Genomic DNA, 21,347 nt, shown 5'->3' on the forward strand with positions numbered 1-21,347 from the left:
CCCATCATGCCATGCTGCATGTCGATCGTGACAGCGTCGAACCCCTGATGTCCCATCACTTCAGCGGAATACGGGGATGGAATGGCCAGCCATCCGTTCACTGCGGTTTCACCAGCAGCCCAGATTTCCCTAATTCTATTTTGTCGCATCTTTTTCTACCTTTATGGTTGGACGGTGGGCAAGTCACCAATTTGGGCTCGGTCAGACCCGCGCGTTAAACAAGATAAAACTTGCGCTACGCAAGTTCTTTCCTTGTTTACATTCGAACGCATGATGGGGTGGCCCGCCTAAGAAGACCTGTTTGCATCCGCAAATGCAAATCGAACAGGCCAGCCCAACACCTAAACCAAAGCTGGTCCGACAAGATCCGGATTGCGCGCGGGCGAGCCGAATTTTCGGTCATGTCCATCCCGCCCTCAAAGTCCATACATGTTATGGTGAAACCCATGGCATGGAACATGTCAGCAGCAATTCCCTTCAAGAGATGATCGCGCTTTCGAACCGCAGCGGTAGACACGATGTTGTTGTCTGGGACCGGTGCAGCGACGTTGGGTTCGTTTCCTCACATCGTGCTTTCAACAATGCCACAGCTCTTGGGCCATGGACCTATGGTTCGCCACCGGAAAAGAACGGATAAACTGTGATGTGGCCCGCAGTCTGTTCGAAGGCGGACCGGTCACCGAGGAATGGGTGATACCCGATGTGGTTGAAGTATTCGATGTGGGGCGGGATTGAGCCACGCTCCAAACCGGTGGGTAGAGGAGTCTGCGCAGACCCGTCGCGTCACCGCACCCGACCTGCACGCAGCCTCATTGCCCGAGCGCATCAATGGAAATTCACTCCGGTATCGGCGCAAGGCAACCCTGGCGCGCATGAGTTGACCACGCGCATTATTCCGAAGGAAGGTCGGGCGGACGCACCTTCGATAGCGTTTCATCCGCCTGCGAGATTACCTCTATACGACGGTGAGGGGCGATCGAACCGGCCCGCCGCAATGCGTCGTCCACCCGAGTAAACACCTCGTCGCGACAGTCTATGTCGCGGTCGAACCGGGATAGCCAATAGCGCAGGGCATAGGTAATCCCTGCTTCCTCATAGGCCAGAACACGCACATCCGGCGCAGGATCCTTCTGGATCAGGTCCGCCGCTTGAAGCGCCTCCAGCATCACCTCGCGCGCCCGAGAAATCGGCATGCTATGATCCAGCGTAATACTGACCTGCGCGCGATATTCCGGTTTTGGCGCGGAATAGTTGGTGATGCGCTGGCGCGCGATTTGGCTGTTGGGCAGGATCATATAGGTCCGGTCACGGGTCAGCAGACGCGTGGTGCGCCAGCCGATCTCGATCACCTTGCCACGGGCCAACCCGTCTATATCGACCCAATCCCCTATGCGGAACGGACCCTCCACGCCAAGCGCGACGCCCGACAGGGTGTCAGCAACCACATTTCGAACCGCAAAACCCAACAGCGCCAGTATCAGGCCCGACCCCGCCAGCGCCCCGAACGCGCCCTTGCCCATGTAAAGCGATGTCGTTGCAACGAACGCCATCAGGAACAGGAGTGCCGCCACCATATCTTTAAGCAGACGTGGATAGGGTTTGCGCCGTGCCGCCGCCTGATCCAGCGCCATCGCCGCGATCCGGCTGACAAGCCAGGCCGCCGCAAAATAGGCCAGCGCCGTGACAGCGAGCGGCAGCATTTCGCCATCCCCGAAAAGCCCGGCCAGTTGCGATGGAAACAGGACCAGCCCAAGGCTGATAAATGTCAAGATCGTCGGCCATAGAAGCCGACGAAGATGTTGCTTTGCGCTCATTGCCGATCTCCTTTCGTTTGACGCGACTGTGGGCGGTGCAGTTGCCCGCCCTGTACGGACGGACAACTGGCCGAGGCAGCCCTCAATCCATGACTGTTGATGCTTCGCACCGGATCCGATGCAGCGGTATTTCGGTGACATTTCCGCAGGTCGCGCGGGTTCGGATGCAAGTCAGATCGCGGATTTCGAATAATGAGTTGCATCCGTCATCCCGAATCTCGCACGACGACACGCTTACGTCGCCGCAGTTTGGTCAGGGGTGATATCATCCTCTTGGCCACGGGGATCGTGGGGTTGCCCAAGATCGCCGTCGGACGGCTCTTCGACCCGGATCACCGTCAGCATCCGACGCTGGTTTGCCCGCGTGTCCCAATGAAAAACAGCTCCCTCGGCCAATCCCAGCAGCGCAACACCGATCGGCGTCACAATCGACACGCGCTGACGCGCGATGTCGGCGTCTTCGGGGAATACCAGCGTCACGGTTTTGTCCAGCCCGGTGCTTTCATCCCTGTAGGTCACAGAGCGACCGATCGACACGACATTTGCAGGCATCTTGGACGGCGCAACGATCCGCGCGCGCGCGATCTCATCCAACAGGCGATCGGCGAGCGTTGGATTGCGCTGCATCGCGCCTTCTGCCAGCGCTTCGATATGTGCAAGATCATCGGAATTGATGACAATTTTCGGTGTCCGGGTACGGCGTTTCTTAACGGTTTCGTTCATATCGGCTAACATCGGTCGGCCTCCTTCCAGGTATGGGGTAAAAGGGCGAATGGCATGGCCCACCCGCTTCTCAGTCGTAATTAATTTTTTAGTTCAGCGTCAGTTCGGCGGCATAACGTCGAGGACCGATACCGACATGATTGACCCGTCCTCGCACAGAAGCGGCGCGCGTTGTCCGGCCCGCATGCCAATCAACGTGGCCCCCAACAGAGACGCCACCGGTATCACACCACTGCCCGCTCCCGCTCTCGCACGATGGACCAGCAGCCCCGTCTGGGACTCTGCATTGCTGACGCAATAGGTTACCCGACACCCACCGGTCACAAGATCGCGCACATGCAGCTTGCTGACAGGATCGGTCATCATGATCTTGTCGCGCAACACATATGCAAGCAATCTCCATGCCGGGTGCTGCGTGCCTTCGCACTGTTCCAGATGTCGCTGAAGCTGTGCGTGATCGGCCTCGGGCAATACCAGATGCCTGCGTTGCCGTTCTCTCGGGCCATGTTGGTTCCGGATGTCGTATGAAAGACTGTTACAGATATTGGTCATGGTTTCCCCTCGGGCGACCTTGTCGCCACTTGTTCATTTTTTGACTATGAGGAGGCCCCGGAAGGTTCAGGAAACGCGAACGCGTCTACACCGCCCGGGGAAACGGGCGGTTCAGCAGGAGAAATCGAAAATGATCTGCATGTACCAACATGACAATAAGATAGGTACGCAAGGTCCCTGCGTCAATCTCATGCGCGATTGAGAACGCGAAAATAGCAGTGATTGAGCGGTTTCCGGCCAAGATGTCGCGGCCCCGGTCGGCGATCTTGAAAACTTTGGTCGGACGGGCCAGATATAGATCATGTTGATGGTCATGTTTCATATGAGGTTCCCGCCTAGCGCGGGAAATCTGCTGAACCGCGGGTAGCCCCGAGCGGGGCCGGTTATTGTGCCGGCTCGCGCCTCGGGGCGGACAGTGATCTTACATCGATCAAATCGAAAGACGAAGACGCTTCTTCCATCGCCGATTGGCCCAATTACGGGAAACCGTGGGCTATTCGGCAGGTAAGGCGTTGATCGTCGTGGTTTCAACACTCTCGACATGGAAAATGACATGCAAACTTTCTTGACGCCGGGAAACTTCCTTTCTCCAGCTTTGTCTCGGTCAACTGCACCGCGCGACCCTGCCAAGACCGCAGGTCGCACGTTGGGCCGATGGGCGCGAACCGCAATTCGTCAATGGCAACGCAACAAGTTGATCGCAACGCTTGAAGCCATGGATGACTGGGTTCTGCACGATATCGGGATCTATCGCGGTGATATCCGTGACATCGTCAACAGCTTTGACGACCGTGAACTCGGCATGGTGCCTTTTGCCGCGCCAATCGAATCCCACAGGGGGAAATAAAAGCGTGCTCCGCAAAATGAGGTGATCCCGCCACTTCATACGCTCGCGTCACCGGTCCCGGTGACGCGAGCACGCCAGCCGCACGATACCCGTTTCGATCAGAGAGGACCGAAGAAATGATGATTTGCAAAGCCGACTTTGAAGAACTGTTCCCTGACCTGTTCAAACCCGAACCCGTCGCTGAGACGCGCCAAACTGCCAATCCAGCGACTCTGGTAACGTCACCCAGCGCTGGTTGTTTTGCCCGCTGGGAAGATGACGGTGGCCAAGAAGTACCTGCCAAACTGCGACGCCGGGCTGTATCGAGTGCCAGACCGCAATATGCGGGGGTTTCTCGCCCTGGTCCTTTAGACCTCGCGATGCCAGTCACAGCAGCCTATGCGGCAGCATGGGCCACGCTATATGATTATGGGCAGCCCAAAACAGACCGGCGCGTTTTGGTCACCAGCTCATAGCCACGACCGCCTTGATATGAAAAGGTGTCACTCGTACATGGATCATGTGCGAGTGACGCGGCCACACCGCAATCGTATCGTCCCTGAAAAACGCTGCCGCCGGGACCTGATGACCCCAAGACGCAGGACGGGCGTTGAATATTTGCGGCCCCGAACGCGCATCAATCTCCTGCTTCTTTTCCCGGCAAAGCTATGCCGTTTCTACAGACGGAATGCGCGGCGTCCGCAATGCCCGGCGCGCTTTCTTTTCGCCCAGCATCAGCATGGCGGGGGTGACGATAAGGGTCAGCACTGTTGCTATCACAAGACCCCCGGCGATTGCCGACGAAAGTTCGGTCCACCACTGGGTAGAGGGCGCGCCGTAGACAATCTCGCGGGTAAAAAAATTCAGGTTCACGCCAATCACCATCGGCATCAGGCCAAGCGCCGTCGTGACCGAGGTCAGCACCACCGGTCGCAGTCGTTGTGCCCCGGTGCGCAATGCCGATTCCAGCGGTGACATCCCGGTTTTCTTCAGCGCATTATAGGTGTCGATCAGAACGATATTGTTGTTCACCACGATCCCGGCAAGCGCGATCACCCCGATCCCGCCCATGACCACGCCGAAGGGGCGGCCCGTGACAATCAGACCGAACAGGACACCCGCGATCGAGAACACGATGGCGCTCATCACGACGAAGGCCTGATAGAAGTTGTTGAACTGAAGCACGAGGATCACGAACATCAGGAAGATTGCCGTTATGAATGCCCCTACAAGGAAGGTCATCGCGTCGGTCTGGTCCTGCGCCTCGCCAGCAAAGGCCGCTTCGACGCCGGCGGGCATATCCATACCGTCGATGGCCGCTTGCAAGGCGATCACCTGGTCGTTGACCAATACGGCGGGGGCTACGTTTGCCTCGATCGTTATGACTCGGCGTTGATCGACACGCGTGATGGTGCCGCTGCGCGGGCTTGGCTCAAAGGTTACGAAGTTCGAAATCGGGACAAGGCCCGCCGAGGTCGGCACCCGCAGCGATTGCAATTCTTCCAGCGTCCGCTCGTCGGCCGGAAAGCGCACATTGATATCGACGGACCCCTCGGCATCTTCAGGGCGATAATCCGCCACGGTGATGCCTCGGGTCAGCAGTTGCACCGCCTGCCCGAGGGTCGAGATGTCGGCACCAAAGCGGGCCGCCTCGGACCGGTTCACCGAAATGAGCCATTCGACGCCCGGCAACGGCCGCGTGTCCGTGACATCGGTAAAGCCGCCAATTCTGGTCATGGCCGCGCGGATGGCCTCGACCGCGTCAGCCTGAGCCTGCGGATCACTTGCACGGACCCGAAGCGAGATCGGCTTGCCCGCCGACGGGCCCGATGACGCGGTTTGCACCTGAACGTCGATACCGGGGATCGTGGCCATGTCGGCGCGAATATCTTCGCCAATTGCGGCCGCCTTGCGACGCGTGTCCCATTCGGTCAGCTCGATCTGGATCGTGCCGATCAGGTCGGCCGCATCCTGATTGCTGCCGCCGGACCGTGCATAGACCGACGCGATTTCATCATAGGCGAACAGGCGCTCCTCGACCCGGCGCACCAGCGCATCCTTCTCGAAGATCGAGAAATTGTCGCGCGCCCGGACTTGAACCTGCGCGAATTCGGGCTCGATGGACGGAAAAAAGCTGATGCCATTGCCAAACTGGCCATAGGCACCGAACCCCGCCAACAGGAACGAGATCGCCATGATCACCGTGGCCCAGGGCCGCAGGATGGCGAATTGCAATAACTGGACATAGCCACCGGTGAAACCCTTCAGATCGCGCGGGTCCCCCTTTTCAGCGGCGTATAGCGTCGCCTTGTCCTTCGCCGATTGCGGAGGCCTCTTGCCGATGATGCCGCCGACGACGGGGATGAAGACAAGCGCCATGAACAACGAAGCGGTAAGTGTCAGAATAACCGTGATCGGCAGGAATTTCATGAACTCCCCCACGGTGCCGGACCAGAACAGCAACGGAAAGAACACCGAAAGCGTGGTGGCGGTGGACGCGACGATCGGCCAGGCCATACGCTTGGCGGCGAAGGCATAGGCAACCTTGGGTTGGTCCCCTTCCTGCAAGCGCCGGTCCGCCAGTTCTGTCGTCACGATGGCACCGTCCACAAGCATCCCGACCACGAGGATCAGCGAGAACAGAACCACCAGATTCATCGTGTAGCCCATCAGAAACAAGGCCGTGACGCCCGCAAGAAACGCCCCCGGAATGGCAAGGCCCACCAGCAACGCAGAGCGGATACCAAGCGCCCAGACGATGACGATCATCACAAGGATCACGGCGGCAATCACGTTTGCCTCCAGATCGCTCAGCATGGTTTCTACCTGCTCGCTCTCGTCCTGCATATAATCAATGTGCACACTCTCGGGCCACTCTGCCTGCGCGGTTTCGATCAGGCCACGCACGGCAGCGACAGTCTCGATGATGTTCGACCCGGACCGCTTCTTGATTTCCAGCGCAAGCGCGGGCTGCCCGTCGATGCGGGCGAATCCGGTCGGGTCCTCGAAGGTCCGGCGGATGGTGGCCACATCCCCGAAGGTCACGACCGTATCGCCGCGCACCTTGACGGGCAAAGCCATCACATCTTCGATCCCCTCGATCAGTCCGGGCACTTTCAGCACGATCCGGCCGGCCCCATTCTCGATGGCCCCCGCCGCGATCAGCCGGTTGTTTCGGTTGATCTGGCCAATCAGTTCCTCGAAGCTGATATTGTAGGTCTCGAACACGGTGGGGTTGATCAGCACCTCCAGCAATTCGGTCCGCGAACCACCCACATCGACCTCAAGCACACCTTGAAGCGCCTCAATCCGGTCGGAAAGATCGTCGGACAGGCTGTTGAGCGTCCGCTCAGGCACCGGCCCCGATAGGATCACGGTCAGGATCGGGAAAAGGGCCGTGTTGATCTCGGTCACGACCGGGTCCCAGGCGTCCTCCGGCAGATCGGGCTGGGCACGGTCCACGCCCTCCTTCACCTTGTCGAGCGCCTCGACGGCATCGAAACCCGGCTCGAATTCAAGTTGCACGCTGGCATAACCTTCGCCGGCATTGCTGGTCATCTGTTTGAGGCCAGTGATAGAGCTCAGCTCGGTTTCCAGCGGCTCGATCAGCAAGCGTTCGGAATCCTGCGGTGAAATACCATCAAGACCCGTGGACACATAAAAGATAGGGATCGGAATCTCGGGCGAGCTTTCCTTTGGGATCGCCGTATAGGCGTAGGCACCAACCGAAAGAACCATGACCAGTGCCATGACGACCACCCGGCCGCGACTGAAGGCGGCGTCGATAAGCGTATTCATGGGCTCGACTCCCTCGTGGCGGCTGCGGGCAAGTCTGGTTCCGGCCTGGACTTGATGATCTGACCATCCGCATCGGTTTGCGGTTTGGTTTCCGGGGCACCGGGTACAGGGTTTTGCGCGGTGGTTTCTGCCTCGTTTTCGTCAAGTTGCGGATCGACCGTTTCGCCATCATTGACGAAGCCCTGCCCGATGGAAATGATTTGCGTCTCAGCCGGCAACCCCGAAATCCAGATGCCGTCTGTCTCGGCCCGGACAATCTCGATCTTGTGAAATTCGACCACATTTTCGGCGTTTACCGTCTTGATTCCCAATGTCCCGTCGGTGTCCAACGACAGGATCGCCGGCGACACAAAATGTGCAGTCACCTCGCCTGTGGGAATGCGCAGTTGCGCGCTGATCCCGGCGGGGATCGCGCCGTCGACATTCGGCACCTCGATCTGCGCCATGAACGTCCGGGTTTCCGCATCGGCGCTTGTCGATACAAAGCGGACCTCACCGGTCGCGGTTTCGCCGGTGATGAACGCGACTTCGGCGGTCTGTCCGACCTTGATGTCACGCAAGGATTGTTGTGGGATCTGAATGCGAATGGTCAGGGGCGTGTTGTCGACGATGCGGCCCACATCTGCACCCATCGACACATATTCGCCAGGGTTGATGGTCAGCGATTCCAGCCGACCGGCAAAAGGCGCGCGGATTTCAGTGTCTCCGATCGCCTCTTGAGCAGTCCTTACGCCTGCCTCCGCCGCTGCCAGCGCCACCTGTGCCTGGGCGACACGGTCGACAGTTGCAACGCCGCGTTCCACCAGCGCCGAGGCATTGTCAAACTCGCGCTGTGCGCGGTCGCGTTCCTGTTCGGCCCGTTCCAGATCGGCCTGGCGGGCAGCAACGTTGATCCGGGAGATGACCTGACCGGCCTCCAGATCAGCGCCCATCTCCACCAGAACTTCGCCGATCTGTCCGGATGTTTCGGCGCGCACGGCGGTATCGCGGTCCGGCAGGGCCTGCCCTTCGGCAACGAAAACCTGTTCGACCGGTTCGGCAACTGCGCGACGCACCGCAACCGTAACAACGCGCGGAGTAACCGAGGTTTTCGTGGTCTGGACAGGTTCGTCCGATGGCAGTAGATACCCGCTGCCCATCCAGCCGATGATGGCTATGGCAAGCCCACCCGCGACCCATCTGGACCGGGTCGATCCCTTATCGTTTTCAAAGCTGAGCGATTTCGGCCCGTCGGTCTGTGTCTCGGTCACGGTCTTCTGTCCTCGATAATACGCATCAAATCCGGACATTGTCCCGGCAGGGGTTCCGATACCGAAACCTGTTTTGCGTTTCTTCTGAAAAGACCGCCCAGATAAACCGGGCGGTGTGATACCTTAGACAGCCCGGACCCAGGCCCATGCCGCCGCATCCTCTGACCCGTCGAACATCCGCATCTCGAAAGGCAGCATACCGGCGACCGTGCCCGCCATGGCGGCCATCCATGTCGGCGCGCCCACAACGGCATAGCGTCTTAGATGCGTGATGGCTTTCATCTTGGTGCCCATAAGTGATCCGTTTGTCAGGATCGCCGGATCAAAACCGTCGAAATCCTTGAACCGGACAAGCAGATTGATCTTTTCGTCGCCTTTCATATGCGCTTCGAGAGGGGTCAGCACGCTGTCGACATCCTCTGCGGTGATCCGCCCGTCGATCTCGTAGGCGATGACACCGTCCGCACCGTCAGACAGAAGCTTTACGCCCGCCCCCGCAGCCGCCGGTTCCTTCAGGGGTAAGTCAAAGGCGAACGCCTCGGCCGCCGCCACATCCGCAGAACCGAACGCTTTCATATCGATCATCGGCAGGATCGGGTCCATCCACTTCAGCAGCGCGGCGGCGGCCTGAAGGTCGGTGACCACCGCCATCTTCGCGATTTTCGACCACTGGGCCAGCATCCCGAATTCGAACTTCGCATCCTCGGCCATCGCATCGGCGGTGATGTCTTTCCATTCCTCTGCACGTACGATCAACCCAAGCGGTCCATCGCCTTGCAGCGCGGGTGTCAATTCACGCTCCATCGTCGCGATATCGCCTTTCTCAAGGACACCAGTCAGCGTCAGTTCCCAGACGTTGGGCTTCAGTTCCCTTAGTTTCAGCATGAGCTTTCCTTTTCTGTTCAAAAAGAGCGGGCGCGCACCCGATCAATGTCTCAATCGTTCACAATCGCGCGAAGCATGAGGCGATACTCAGTCGGATTGGAGAGCAGGACGCTACCGCGAGGCAGTCCAAGTATTCGGTCGATCAGGGCGGCCTCGGCCACCATCCGGCGATCAAGACATTCAGTTGCCCGGTCCAGATCACCTTGTTCGGCGGCGTAGAAAGCCTCCTTCAGCACCATGCGGCGCCCCCGCGACAGCCCCATGATCGTCTCACCGACGAGGGCAATATCGGGGATGTCAAAGATGCCTTCATCGACGCCCTGCCCGATCATTTCCAGCAAGACAGGCATTGCGGCGGCGTTTGCCGCTGTCGTGATTCTGTCGAACAAAACGTCGTTGCCGGGGCGCAGCATGACGTCGATGAAAAACTTCATCTGCCGCCCCTGCTCTGCCTTCCAGCGGTTGGATTCAGCAAGAAACGCATTGAAGCGTTGCAGCGCGTTGCCGGATGTCGCGTCCCTTGCGGCTTGCGCTGCCATCAATGCCTGCGTCGTGAACCGTTCGACCACCCCATCAAGCAGATCCTCCTTGGCCGAAAAATGATGATAAAAACCACCCTTCGAAATCTCCGCTGCGGACAGAACTTCGGCGATTGTGACGTCATCCCAACCTCGGGCAAAAAACAGTTTTTGCGCCGCGTCAAGGATGTGTACCCGACGTTCATCCGGTGCCATGCGGACGCGCTTTGGCGTTTTGTAATTCTCTGTTTTGCTACTGGCGTCCACGTCTTCAATCCTACAAACCGACGGTCGGTATGTAGGATTGGCACTCATGTCGTCAAGAGGAGGCCACCTTTTTATTGCGTTGGCTCACGCTTACGGGCGACAATCATATCGGTGAAAATCGATCGCTTCACACCGGCGCAGAAACGACAGCTTTTTGAACCTGACCTCCACATTACTTCGGTGGTCAGCGCATAAGTGGCACTGGCATGCCCGGGCCACAGCTTCTTTGGAAATCCCAAGGCTCACCACATGCGCAAATGTCGTATTTGTTTTTAAGTAATTGATTTATAAATAATATAATTCAACGATCTCGGGGTTTCGCCGATTTGAAAGTCCATCTTTGCGACAGCTATTGCACTCATGAGCATCTTGCTACCATACTAGAGTGTATAACCAGCTTCAGAGTATCGTTTTTCAATCTTGGGAGGATAATATGAAAAACTTTGCAAGCGCAGCCATTGGTTGCGGTATGTTTGCCTTGTCTGCGGTTCCGGGTTTTGCCACGGAATTGGTGGGCGCAGTTCAGTTCAACGAAGACCACGCCTTCACCAAGGCCTTGCGCGAATTTGAGCGTTGGGCAGGTGAATGTTCGGGCGGATCGCTGACCTTTGAACTACATTTGAATTCGGAACTCGGACTGGAGAAAGACTATTTCGAGAATATGAGCCAGGGCATCGCTGTCGATTACGCGATCGTCAGCCCATCGCATATGTCGACCTTCTCTCAGAAGGCACCGCTTATGGATATGCCGTTCCTGTTCCGCGATCTTGATCACTGGAACGCGGTGATGGAACAGGACGCGCTTGCCCCGCTGGCGCAGGATGTGCTTGAAAAGGCCAATGTCCGCCTGATCGGCTATGCTGGCGGCGGGACGCGGCAACTGATCGTCAATCGACCGATCACGAACATGGAAGAGCTTGAGGGCCTGCCAATGCGCGTCATGGGCGCGCCGATCCAGACCCGCATCTTCGAGGCCATCCACGCCGCACCCTCGGTTATCGCCTATGCCGAGGTGTATAACGCGATCCAGACCGGCGTGATCGAAGCCGCCGAAAACGAGGCCGCAGGCATCGAACAGATGAAGTTCTACGAGGTCGGGCCGCATATCGCATTGACGGCTCATGCCATCACCGTGCGCCCGATTGCCTTTTCAAATGCAACATTCGAGCGCCTGACACCTGAAGAACAGGAATGCGTTATGTCTGCGGGTGCTGCCGGTGGCAAACTTGGCCGCGACATCGAAAGCAGCCAGGACAGTGAAAAGCTTGCCGCAATGGAAGAAGCCGGCCTGCTGACCACCCATGCCTTCGAGGAGCGCGACAAGCTGCTGGAACTGGCTGCCCCGGTCAAGAAAGCCTACGCCGAAGAGCTTGGCGCAACGGATGTGTTGATGGCAATCGAAGCGGTCAAGTAACCAAACCACCAGCGGCCTGCGGAAACTCTGCGGGCCGCATCTTCACTTTATGTGATTGAGAGGCGCCATGCGCGTAGTGCTGGAAAGCTATTATCGCTTCCTGAAACTTTTGCTGACCATTTTGATGACTTTGCTGATCATCCCGGTCTCCATGCAAATCCTTAGCCGATATACCGGGATCATCCCACGCTTTATCTGGACAGAAGAGATTGCGCGGTTCTGTTTCGTCTGGATCATTATGATCGGCGCGATGATCGCGGTGCGTGACGGCACGCATTTCGATGTGGATGTCCTGCCACGAAGCGCCTCGAAATATGTAGAGTTCGCATCGCGGATGTTTGTCCATCTGGCGATCCTCTGCATGGCGCTGTCCTTCGTGTATTGGGGCTATGATTTCGGCATTCTGGGATCACGCCAGAGATCGGAAATTTCCGGGTTGCCAATGCTGTCGATCTATATCGGCTGGCCGATTGCCGGGGCGACATGGACAGTCTTCACCCTAGAAAAGATATGGGACGAAGTGAAAAACCTCAAAGGAGAACATCATGGGGCCAGGTGAAGTTGCGGCGATCCTGTTCGGGACCTTCGCCGTCCTGGTATTCCTGCGCGTGCCCGTCGCCTTTGCGCTTGGGCTGGCCGTCGTGCCGGTGTTCTTTATCGACGAGCGTCTGACGCCCGTGCTGCTGATGCGCGAAATGTTCAAAAGCTACAATGCGTTCATCCTGCTTGCGGTGCCGTTCTTTCTGTTGGCGGCAAACCTGATGAATTCCTCGGGCATCACCGACCGGCTGATCCGTCTGGCGCGTGCGATGGTCGGGCATCTTCCCGGCGGGCTGGGCCATGTGAACGTCGTCGTGTCGATGCTGTTTGCCGGCATTTCCGGCAGCTCTACGGCGGATGCGGCAGGCATCGGGTCGCTGCTTATCCCGCAAATGGAAAAAGAGGGCTACGACAAGTCATTCGCTGTCGCCATAACCGCCAGTTCCAGCGTCATGGGCGTGATCATCCCGCCGTCGATCCTGATGGTCGTCTGGGGCGGGTTGATGTCGGTGTCTATCGGGGGGTTGTTCCTTGCTGGCGTCTTGCCGGGCATAATGATTGCCGGGTCGCAAATGCTTACTGTCTATATCTACGCCAAAAGACGTGGTTATCCCGTGCATGACCGATCAAGCCTGATAGAGCTTGCCAAGGCAGCCGCAGGCGCTTCACTGGCGCTGATGACACCGCTGATCATCGTTGGCGGCATTGTCGGCGGGTTCTTCACCCCGACCGAAGCATCGGTCGTTGCGGTTGTCTATTCCCTGATCCTCGGCCTTTTCGTCTATCGCTCGATCGCGCTTACCAAACTGCCGGGCATCCTTTATGACAGCGCCCGGTTCGCCTCGATCACCCTGTTCTGCATTGGCACGGCTTCGGCATTCGGCTGGTGCCTTGCCTATTTCAAGATCCCGGCGGCCCTGGTGGACCAGATCGCCGCCATGGGTCTTGGCGTGATCGGAACCGGGATCATGGTGGCGCTGGCCTTTCTGTTGATCGGCATGTTCATCGACGCCATTCCGGCGATCATCATCCTTGGAACGGTGCTGCTTCCGGTGACAGAGCATGTGGGCATGCATCCGATTCATTTCGCCATCATCGGCGTCATAAGCCTGTCTTTCGGCCTGGTCACGCCGCCTTACGGGCTGTGCTTGCTGATCGCAGCCTCAATCGGGCGCATCCGCGTCGTCGATGCATTGCGGGACGTTGGTGTCATCCTGTTGCCGATGGTCGGGATCCTGCTGTTGATCATCCTCCTGCCAGAGTTGATCTTGGCACTGCCACGCTGGATCATGCCGACTTTCGTGCCATAGGGGCCTATGACCGGATCGGGCGGCACCCATTGTCCAGATAGAAGTGGTTCCATTTCTGCGGACGGGTGTGCGGCGCTTGCCAAGGTCAATCCGGTTAGGGTTTCAATCCGCGTGCCATTGCTTCAGGCCCGTGTGTTCCCGGCATCCAGCAGTATTGGAAACCAGTCTTCGCGCAGACGTTGACCGGCTTTCATATCGTGGCCGGGAAAGGGAGGCGATGTTGGGCCGGGCCTCTCCACATACCGCGCATCATCGCCCAGCAACCGCAGCGAAAACGCGCGCCGGCGTGTGCCGCTGTCATTGCCACGCGCCCCGTGCAGGGTTTTGTAGTTGAACGCCACGGCATCGCCCGGTTCCATCTCATATTCGCGGATGTCCATGCCTTCGGCGTCCGGATCGGGGACTTGCATATAATCATCGTCATTGGGGTAGAAATTCGTCTCGGCCAGCCAGCGCGTCGGCAGCACCGGTTTTTCCCAGCGATGCGACCCAGCCACACAGCGCAAGGACGCTTCACGCACCGGATCAAGCGGGGACCAGAAGCTGACCGTTTGCTGCCCTTCGACGAAATAATACGGGCTGTCCTGATGCCACGGCGTCGGCTTGGAGGTGCCGGGTTCTTTGACCAGCACATGATCGTGGAACATCTGGACGGTCTGTGAACCCATCAGCTCTGCTGCGACAGCGGCCGCCGGCGATGTGTGAATCACGTCCTGAAATTCGGGGATACGAGTCCAATTGCAATAGTCGTCGAAAAAACGCCCCCCTTCCCCGGCTTTCAGATTCTCGGCGGCATATGGGCCTGGTTCGGCCATGTTTCGTTCCACACCGGCGCGCAGTTGATCCAACTGCTCCTTGAACAGTCCTTTCACAAGAACAACACCGTCGCGTTCGTAAGCGTCAATATGATCCTGGGTCAGAAGAGGATGCGCCATGTTCGGTTACCTTGTCAGTTTGGAAGACATGTTGTTTTTTCGGACTCGAAGAAGAAGCTGTCGGTCGGTTTGCCATTTGTCCGAGCGTCCGCCTGTCCGAATCCCCGGCACGTTTACAACGGACTATATGTTCTGCACTCTTCGAAAATACCATGTCAACGTCGGCACCGGGAGTGCCATGGCTCTTGACTTCAGCAGGCCCGTGAATTTCGGCGAACATCTACTCTTCCGGTTGAAAACCTACGCCAAGGCTGTAGAACGGCTTGCACATCCAGACCGCCTCCGCAGCCCGTGTTCCGGGTGTATATACTCATCCCCCAAAACGACCGGAATTTTCCTCATGATCCGTCACTTCGTTTTCTTCACCGCCCAGCATGACGGCAATATCGAGCCTATCAGGAAGGGATTGCAGATCCTGAAACGGATTCCCCACGCTCAGCGACTGGAAATCGCGCTGAATCGCAAATCAGAGCCGACAAGCCGTGAAGTGGACGTGGTTGTTTACGGTGAATTTGCGGATGATGATGCACTGACCGCCTATAAGGCGCATGAGTTTTACGCTGAATCTGTCCGGCGCGTGAAACCGCTGCGCGAAATGCGGTGGGCCGCGGATTACGACATGGCACAGGCCGTCAATACCCCCGATGACGACGCCTGATACGCCCTCCGGCGACAGTCTGGCCGCGCTGGACGAACCATCTGTGCTGCTGCGCGACGACATCGCGGGACAGGAGCTGTGCTTCACTGCGCCCGTTGAGATGATCCGTGCCGACAGTGCCGGGGACGTCCCCGCAGCACTGGAAAAGATGGAAAGCGCCCGCGCCAATGGCAAATGGTGCGCGGGCTATCTGTCCTATGAGGCCGGATTTGCGCTGGACCCAAAGCTGCACGGCCAGATGCCCGAAACCCGCGGCGTGCCTTTGGTGCTGATGGGGGTATTCGACGCGCCGGATGCGCGACCCGTCAGCCAAGGCCACGATGGCACGGCTGGATTGTCAAACTTTCGGCCCATGTGGTCCTTCGAGGACTATGCCCCCCGGTTCAACCGCGTGCATGAACACCTGCGCCAAGGCGATTGTTATCAGGCGAACCTGACTTTCCCGATCACCGCCGACTGGCAAGGCTCCGCCGCCGCGCTTTTCAACGAGATGACAGAACGTCAGCCGGTTCGATACGCGGCATTGGTTGATCTGGGTGGCCCGGTCATCCTGTCGCGCTCGCCTGAGCTTTTCTTCGAGGTGGATGACAACCGCTGGATCGAAACGCACCCGATGAAGGGCACCATGCGGCGCGGTGCTACCCCCGAGGAAGACGCGGCCCTTGCCGAGGCGCTGCGACAGGACGTCAAGAACCGCGCCGAAAACCTGATGATCGTTGACCTGCTGCGCAACGACATCTCCCGCATCTGCGAGCTTGGCTCGCTGCATGTGCCGGAACTGTTTCGCATCGAAAGCTATCCGACGGTGCATCAACTGGTCAGCCGCGTCCGGGCGCGTCTTAACCAAGACGTGACGATTGCCGACATCATTACAGCCCTCTTTCCCTGCGGTTCGATCACCGGGGCGCCGAAATTGCGCGCGATGCAGATCCTGCGCGGGCTGGAAGACCAACCGCGCGATATTTATTGCGGCGCGATCGGCTATACCTCGCCAGCCGGCCGCATGCGGTTCAACGTGGCGATCCGTACGCTCACGCTGCACGACACCGGCCAAGCAGTGTTCAATGTCGGCGGCGGCATCGTCTACGATTCCGAAGTGCAGGCCGAATATGAGGAATGCTTGCTCAAGGCACGCTTTGCGACCGGCAAGGCGTTGCCCGCACCCGATCTTGACCGGGGTGCCGCAGACTAGGTGCGAATTGGCGCTGCGGCACCATGTGATCGGCGCTGTCCGCGCCTTACGCCACGGGAATTTCCTGCCCTTCCGGACTGGTTCAGCTTGAAATATTTCGGTCGGGATATACGGTGAACGCCAATGTAAACCGGGAGGAACCAATGAAACTAACCAAGTATTTTGCTGTCGCGGCGCTTGTGGCCGCCACGCCGGCCATGGCGCAGATGCAGCTTTCCATCGCCACCGGCGGCACTGGCGGGGTCTACTATCCCATGGGCGGCGGGCTGGCCGAGGTCATCAACAATAACGTCGAAGGCTACAGCGCCACAGCCGAAGTCACCGGCGCGTCGGTTGAAAACATGGGGCTTATCGCGACGGGCGATGCCGATCTTGCCATCGGGCTGGCCGACACGGTGCAGCAGGCCTATTCCGGCACTGGCCGTTTCGAGGGTCAGGAACTGCCGATGATCCGTGCCGTCGGCTCGCTTTACGCCAACATGGTCCAGATTGTGACCCTTGCTGACAGCGACATTGAGACGATCGACGACCTGAAGGGCAAGCGGGTGTCGGTTGGTGCGCCGGGATCGGGCACAGAGGTGAACGCCAAGACCTTGCTGGAGGCCAACGGCATCTCCTTTGACGACTTCAACGCACAGCGGCTGAACTTCAACGAAACCGCAGACGCGCTCAACAACGGCGATATTGATGCCGGGTTCTGGAGCGTCGGCGCGCCCACCTCGTCAATCCTCAACCTTGCGACCACCAACAGCATCCGCATGATCGGCCTGAGCGATGAACAGGTGGAGGCGGCAAAAGCAGCGGACCCGGTCTTTGCCTCGCTCAGCCTTGCCGGAGGCGTCTATGATGGTGTCGCTGACGCGGTGTCGACGCTCGGCGTTCCCAACGTGCTGGTGGTCTCGTCCGAGATGGATGAAGACACCGTCTACATGATCACCAAGGCGATGTATGAAAACATCGCCGACATGCAGGCCGTTCACCCGGCCGCGAACGAGACCACGGTAGAGTTCTCGATGAACGCCACCCCAGTGCCGCTGCACCCCGGTGCGCTGCGCTACTACGAAGAGGCAGGGGCCACGATCCCGGACAAACTCCGCCCGTGATCCGCACTGTAGGAAGAGGGCTGCTGGCCCTCTTCCTGACCGCCCTGCCCGCCTTGGCCGAAGACCTGACCGCGACCCTGCCGGACGGTACAGAACTCGCCCGGCTCACCATGCCTGACGGTGCCGGGTGGTGCGTGTTGTGGCACCACTCGGTGCAGGGTTTCGAAGTTCAGGACTGCTATCGCAACCAAGAGGGGCGCATGGTGCTGGAGCGTTCGCACCAGCCCGACTTCGCCGCCGGTCTGGGCCATCTTCCGGGCCGGGGACAACAGATCTCGGATGGCGCGGGTGGCTACTGGATTGAGGATATCGGCGAGCCGGTGCCCGGCGATGCCTATCTGCTGCGGCCCGGCACAATGGCTGTGAACCACAGGATCGTAACCAGCGACCGTGACGTGTCGCTCTCGGCTTTGGCGCCCCGCGCACGGGTTCTCATCGCATTGCAACCGGGGAAAACCGAATGACCGACACACATGACGTGCAGGCACCGGGGGTGTTGGGGCAACCGCGCTTCGTCTTGCGGGCAATTGCCGCAATCGGCATCGCGCTGTCGCTGTTTCAGCTTTACGCCGCCGGCATTCAGCCGCTCGGCCTGTTCTTTCAGCGCCCCATTCACCTTGGCTTCATCCTGATCCTCTGCTTCCTGATGTATCCCGTGACCGGCGACCGGGCGCGCGGCGTGATCGGCTGGGCCATCGACGGCACATTGATCGGATGCGGTGTGCTGGTAGGCTATTGGGTGCCCGCCAATATCGACGCCATCGCCAATGCCATCATCCCGCGCGACATCGACGTGACCGTGGGGATCATCACAACGCTGGTCGTGCTGGAAGCGGCGCGCCGGGCCATCGGCCTTGGCATGACGATCATCGGCGCGGTGTTCATCCTCTACGCCTTTGCCGGCAACCGTGGAGAGTTGCCCTTTCTGTCCGATTTCCTGCCCGGCATCCTGAACCATCGCGGCTACACGCTGGAACGCCTGTCAAGCCAGATGACACTGGGGGCCGAAGGCCTCTTCGGCCTGCCGCTGGGGGTTGCGGCCACGTTCATCTTCGTCTTCGTGCTGTTCGGCGCGTTTCTGGAAGTGACCGGCGCGGGCAAGTTCTTCATCGACCTCGCCTATGCCGCCACCGGACGCCAACGCGGCGGCCCGGCCAAGGCGGCGGTGATCGCCAGCGCGGGCATGGGCTCGATCTCGGGGTCGGCCATCGCCAATGTCGTCACGACCGGGGCGTTCACCATCCCGCTGATGAAACGGCTGGGCTACCGTCCCGCGCAGGCCGGCGGGATCGAGGCTGCCGCCTCGACCGGTGGCCAGATCATGCCGCCTCTGATGGGCGCCGGCGCCTTCCTGATGAGCGAATTCACCCGCGTGCCCTATATCGAGATCGTGCTGGTTTCCATCTTCCCGGCGTTTCTCTATTTCGGCGCGGTCTATCTGCTGGTTCATATCGCTGCCGTCAAACAGGGGATGACCGGTATCCCGTCCGACGAACTGCCCAAGGTCCGCGACGTGCTGGCCGAGGGCTGGCACTTCCTGCTGCCGCTGGTCGCGCTGGTCTGGCTGCTGGTCGTGGGCTATTCCCCGATGCGCGTCGGGTTCTATGCCATCGTTGCCGTGATCGGCGCGGCCATGCTGCGCGGCTTGATGCAATATGTCGCCGCCGGTCCAACGATCCCTGCGCTGATCGCACTGGTCAAAGCCGGGGTCGCCCGGACATTGGAGGCGCTGGAACTGGGTGCCCGCAACGCCGTCGCCGTGTCGATGGCCTGTGCGGTGGCCGGGATCGTCGTGGGCGTCGTGGGTCTGACCGGGCTGGGGCTGAAATTCTCGGCGATGATGCTGGCTTTCTCCAACGGCAACTTGCTGTTGGCCTTGCTCCTTGTCGTGCTTGCCAGCCTGATCCTCGGAATGGGATTGCCGGTCACGGCCGCCTATATCGTGCTGATCATCCTTGTCGGTCCGGCGCTGACCGAACAGTTCGGAATGCCCATTCTGGTCGCGCATCTGGTGGTTTTCTGGTGGAGCCAGGATTCCAACGTCACGCCACCCGTCGCCCTGGCCGGGTTTGCGGGTGCGGCCATCGCCAACGCCTCGCCGATGGAAACCTCTGTGCAGGCGTGGAAATACGCCAAGGGCCTGTACCTCATTCCCCTTTTCATGGTGTTCAATCCGTCGATCATTGAGGGCGGCCCCGTCCCGCTTGTGCTGTGGAACGGCGTAATTGCCATCCTCGCCCTGACAGCCTTTGCCGGCGCGTTGGAAGGATTCCTGTTCGGCCCGATGCCAATCTGGGCGCGGATCTTGGTGCTGCCCGGCATCGTCGCGATTTTCTGGCCCAGCTTGCAGATCGAAATCGCAGGCGCGGTTTTGATCGCCGCACTGCTGGCCCTCAATTGGGCGACGGCCAAAAAGCACCGCGAGACGATGACGCCCGCCTGACACTGGCGGGCGTCGGCACCTGACAAAAAGTCATCGGAGGTGGTCAAACAGCAATTGGTCCAGCACCCTGCCCGCGGATCGTGGCACTGATGGCCACCCTCACCGCTTTGCGGCGGCCCATACCGAATGGCGGATACGAGCGGTCTTGTAGGCGTCGTAAATCGCCATCGCATAGACAAAGATCCCGCCCGAATACTTGCCGATAAGCGACACGTCCGGGGCCGCTGTCTTCAGCGTGTAGCCGCCCAGAAGCACCACGAAGAACAAGAACAGCAATCCGCGAACCGGCTGACGGTTCAACACCTGTCCCGACGCGGGCAGGATGATGGCGCTGGCCAGCACCAGATAGGGATTGAAGGGCGCGCGCGTGACGATGCTCATGCTGGTATTTTCTCTATCTTGTCGGCGGCGGCGTCCAGAATATCCGCGCGCAGCGCCAGAAGCGCGTCCAGTTTCGGGATCACCTGCTGCGCAGGAAGCGGCGTCCGGCCCATTTCCGCATCGCGGTAAATCAGATAGCGGCTGCGCTGCGCCTCTTCGGCCAGAAACACGATCCGCAGACCATCCGGCGAAATCACCAGCTCCTTGACCTGTGGATCATCGAAAATGTGCAGATGCCCGCGCACCAGATCCTCTGACGGCATCTGCGCGGGATTGTCGGTGCGGATGGCGCAGGTTTCGGGAAAGCCCTCGGGCAGATTCACCTGGTTGTGCAATGTCTGAAAGCGCGAGAACGGCTCGATGCCGGTGGACCTGACCATCAGATCCAGCGTGGCACCCACGGGCAATGGGCCGGGCACTGTCACCAGCACCCACAAGGCGGGCAGTTTGCGGAAGGTCAGCGTATCGGGCATGGCCTGTATATCGACCTCATGCCCCTGATAACTGCCCGCCAGCCGCGCAAATCCGGTTGGCGAACGCCCCGTGCGCGGCTGGTCCAGTACAGCCCGACACGCATCCATATAGGCGGCGCGCGACCGGTGCCGCGCGGCAGTGGCACGGCGAGTGTTGAGCGCGAGGGTCGCCACCAGCGCCCCCAGCACGACGATGATCGCCATGAGCAGAAATCGGTCCATCCCGGCAGCCTTCACGAACAAGGAACCGGCCCGCGAGATTGCG

The 21,347-nt window shown here is 59.4% G+C and carries 21 protein-coding genes; 10 read left to right on the forward strand and 11 right to left on the reverse strand.

The window, feature by feature from the left end:
* Nucleotides 1–600 precede the first annotated feature (600 nt).
* Entirely contained in the window at nt 601–735 is a 135-nt protein-coding gene (locus B8991_RS22180; protein WP_268876745.1) for a hypothetical protein, read from the forward strand.
* 155 nt (nt 736–890) lie between these two features.
* On the opposite strand, the gene B8991_RS14265 is transcribed toward B8991_RS22180, so the two are convergent.
* The 4 genes from B8991_RS14265 to B8991_RS14280 form a co-directional block, all read right to left on the reverse strand.
* On the reverse strand, nt 891–1,814 hold the full coding sequence (locus B8991_RS14265) for a mechanosensitive ion channel family protein (RefSeq protein ID WP_143514613.1): 924 nt from the start codon (nt 1,812–1,814) through the stop codon (nt 891–893).
* Nucleotides 1,815–2,048: 234 nt separating this feature from the next.
* The gene (rnk, locus tag B8991_RS14270; protein WP_328588510.1) at nt 2,049–2,549 is read right to left on the reverse strand and encodes a nucleoside diphosphate kinase regulator; all 501 of its coding nucleotides are present in this window, start codon (nt 2,547–2,549) and stop codon (nt 2,049–2,051) included.
* Nucleotides 2,550–2,636: 87 nt separating this feature from the next.
* Nucleotides 2,637–3,089: a GreA/GreB family elongation factor gene (locus tag B8991_RS14275; RefSeq protein WP_084353674.1), complete on the reverse strand. Its 453-nt coding sequence runs from the start codon at nt 3,087–3,089 to the stop codon at nt 2,637–2,639.
* Nucleotides 3,090–3,174: 85 nt separating this feature from the next.
* A complete protein-coding gene (locus B8991_RS14280; protein ID WP_084353675.1) occupies nt 3,175–3,411 on the reverse strand; it encodes a hypothetical protein in 237 nt (78 codons plus the stop codon).
* A gap of 219 nt (nt 3,412–3,630) precedes the next feature.
* On the opposite strand from B8991_RS14280, the gene B8991_RS14285 reads away from it, so the two are divergent.
* Nucleotides 3,631–3,936 (forward strand): DUF1127 domain-containing protein, encoded by a 306-nt coding sequence (locus B8991_RS14285; RefSeq protein WP_084353676.1) that lies wholly within the window; start codon nt 3,631–3,633, stop codon nt 3,934–3,936.
* Between the two features lie 645 nt (nt 3,937–4,581).
* Here the strand turns inward: B8991_RS14285 and B8991_RS14290 are convergent.
* From B8991_RS14290 to B8991_RS14305, 4 genes are all read right to left on the reverse strand, one after another.
* Nucleotides 4,582–7,713 (reverse strand): efflux RND transporter permease subunit, encoded by a 3,132-nt coding sequence (locus B8991_RS14290; protein ID WP_084353677.1) that lies wholly within the window; start codon nt 7,711–7,713, stop codon nt 4,582–4,584.
* The gene (locus B8991_RS14295) at nt 7,710–8,963 is read right to left on the reverse strand and encodes an efflux RND transporter periplasmic adaptor subunit (RefSeq protein WP_235866639.1); all 1,254 of its coding nucleotides are present in this window, start codon (nt 8,961–8,963) and stop codon (nt 7,710–7,712) included. Before B8991_RS14295 ends, B8991_RS14290 begins: the two co-directional genes overlap by 4 nt.
* Nucleotides 8,964–9,086: 123 nt before the next feature.
* The gene (locus tag B8991_RS14300) at nt 9,087–9,848 is read right to left on the reverse strand and encodes a SpoIIAA family protein (protein WP_084353679.1); all 762 of its coding nucleotides are present in this window, start codon (nt 9,846–9,848) and stop codon (nt 9,087–9,089) included.
* 50 nt (nt 9,849–9,898) lie between these two features.
* Nucleotides 9,899–10,582, reverse strand: coding sequence for a TetR/AcrR family transcriptional regulator (locus tag B8991_RS14305; protein WP_179141505.1), 684 nt, complete (start codon nt 10,580–10,582; stop codon nt 9,899–9,901).
* A 520-nt stretch (nt 10,583–11,102) separates the two neighbouring features.
* Here B8991_RS14305 and B8991_RS14310 point away from each other — a divergent pair.
* The 3 genes from B8991_RS14310 (at nt 11,103) to B8991_RS14320 (ending at nt 13,897) form a co-directional block, all read left to right on the forward strand.
* Nucleotides 11,103–12,047, forward strand: a complete 945-nt coding sequence (locus tag B8991_RS14310; protein ID WP_084353737.1) for a TRAP transporter substrate-binding protein — start codon at nt 11,103–11,105, stop codon at nt 12,045–12,047.
* A 67-nt stretch (nt 12,048–12,114) separates the two neighbouring features.
* Nucleotides 12,115–12,606 (forward strand): TRAP transporter small permease, encoded by a 492-nt coding sequence (locus tag B8991_RS14315; RefSeq protein WP_084353681.1) that lies wholly within the window; start codon nt 12,115–12,117, stop codon nt 12,604–12,606.
* Entirely contained in the window at nt 12,593–13,897 is a 1,305-nt protein-coding gene (locus B8991_RS14320) for a TRAP transporter large permease (RefSeq protein WP_084353682.1), read from the forward strand. Before B8991_RS14315 ends, B8991_RS14320 begins: the two co-directional genes overlap by 14 nt.
* A 122-nt stretch (nt 13,898–14,019) precedes the next feature.
* Here the strand turns inward: B8991_RS14320 and B8991_RS14325 are convergent, their stop codons facing one another.
* Complete coding sequence (locus B8991_RS14325; protein WP_084353683.1) at nt 14,020–14,832, reverse strand: phytanoyl-CoA dioxygenase family protein; 813 nt, start codon at nt 14,830–14,832, stop codon at nt 14,020–14,022.
* A 340-nt stretch (nt 14,833–15,172) separates the two neighbouring features.
* Here B8991_RS14325 and B8991_RS14330 point away from each other — a divergent pair, with 340 nt between their 5' ends.
* From B8991_RS14330 to B8991_RS14350, 5 genes are all read left to right on the forward strand, one after another.
* On the forward strand, nt 15,173–15,490 hold the full coding sequence (locus tag B8991_RS14330; RefSeq protein ID WP_084353684.1) for a Dabb family protein: 318 nt from the start codon (nt 15,173–15,175) through the stop codon (nt 15,488–15,490).
* Nucleotides 15,477–16,682 carry an aminodeoxychorismate synthase component I gene (locus tag B8991_RS14335; RefSeq protein ID WP_084353685.1) on the forward strand — a complete coding sequence of 402 codons (1,206 nt, stop codon included), beginning with the start codon at nt 15,477–15,479 and terminating at the stop codon, nt 16,680–16,682. Before B8991_RS14330 ends, B8991_RS14335 begins: the two co-directional genes overlap by 14 nt.
* Before the next feature lie 143 nt (nt 16,683–16,825).
* Complete coding sequence (locus B8991_RS14340) at nt 16,826–17,785, forward strand: TAXI family TRAP transporter solute-binding subunit (RefSeq protein ID WP_084353686.1); 960 nt, start codon at nt 16,826–16,828, stop codon at nt 17,783–17,785.
* Nucleotides 17,782–18,249, forward strand: a complete 468-nt coding sequence (locus B8991_RS14345) for a DUF1850 domain-containing protein (RefSeq protein ID WP_235866640.1) — start codon at nt 17,782–17,784, stop codon at nt 18,247–18,249. The genes B8991_RS14340 and B8991_RS14345 overlap by 4 nt, the downstream gene beginning before the upstream one ends.
* Nucleotides 18,246–20,228, forward strand: a complete 1,983-nt coding sequence (locus B8991_RS14350; RefSeq protein ID WP_084353687.1) for a TRAP transporter permease — start codon at nt 18,246–18,248, stop codon at nt 20,226–20,228. The genes B8991_RS14345 and B8991_RS14350 overlap by 4 nt, the downstream gene beginning before the upstream one ends.
* 99 nt (nt 20,229–20,327) lie before the next feature.
* Here B8991_RS14350 and B8991_RS14355 read toward each other — a convergent pair whose 3' ends face one another.
* Nucleotides 20,328–20,609: a hypothetical protein gene (locus tag B8991_RS14355; RefSeq protein WP_084353688.1), complete on the reverse strand. Its 282-nt coding sequence runs from the start codon at nt 20,607–20,609 to the stop codon at nt 20,328–20,330.
* Complete coding sequence (locus B8991_RS14360; RefSeq protein WP_084353689.1) at nt 20,606–21,304, reverse strand: hypothetical protein; 699 nt, start codon at nt 21,302–21,304, stop codon at nt 20,606–20,608. The genes B8991_RS14355 and B8991_RS14360 overlap by 4 nt, the downstream gene beginning before the upstream one ends.
* Nucleotides 21,305–21,347: the final 43 nt, after the last annotated feature.

It is taken from the genome of Primorskyibacter flagellatus (genome assembly GCF_900176485.1).
In the GTDB taxonomy this organism is placed as follows: Bacteria; Pseudomonadota; Alphaproteobacteria; order Rhodobacterales; family Rhodobacteraceae; genus Primorskyibacter; species Primorskyibacter flagellatus.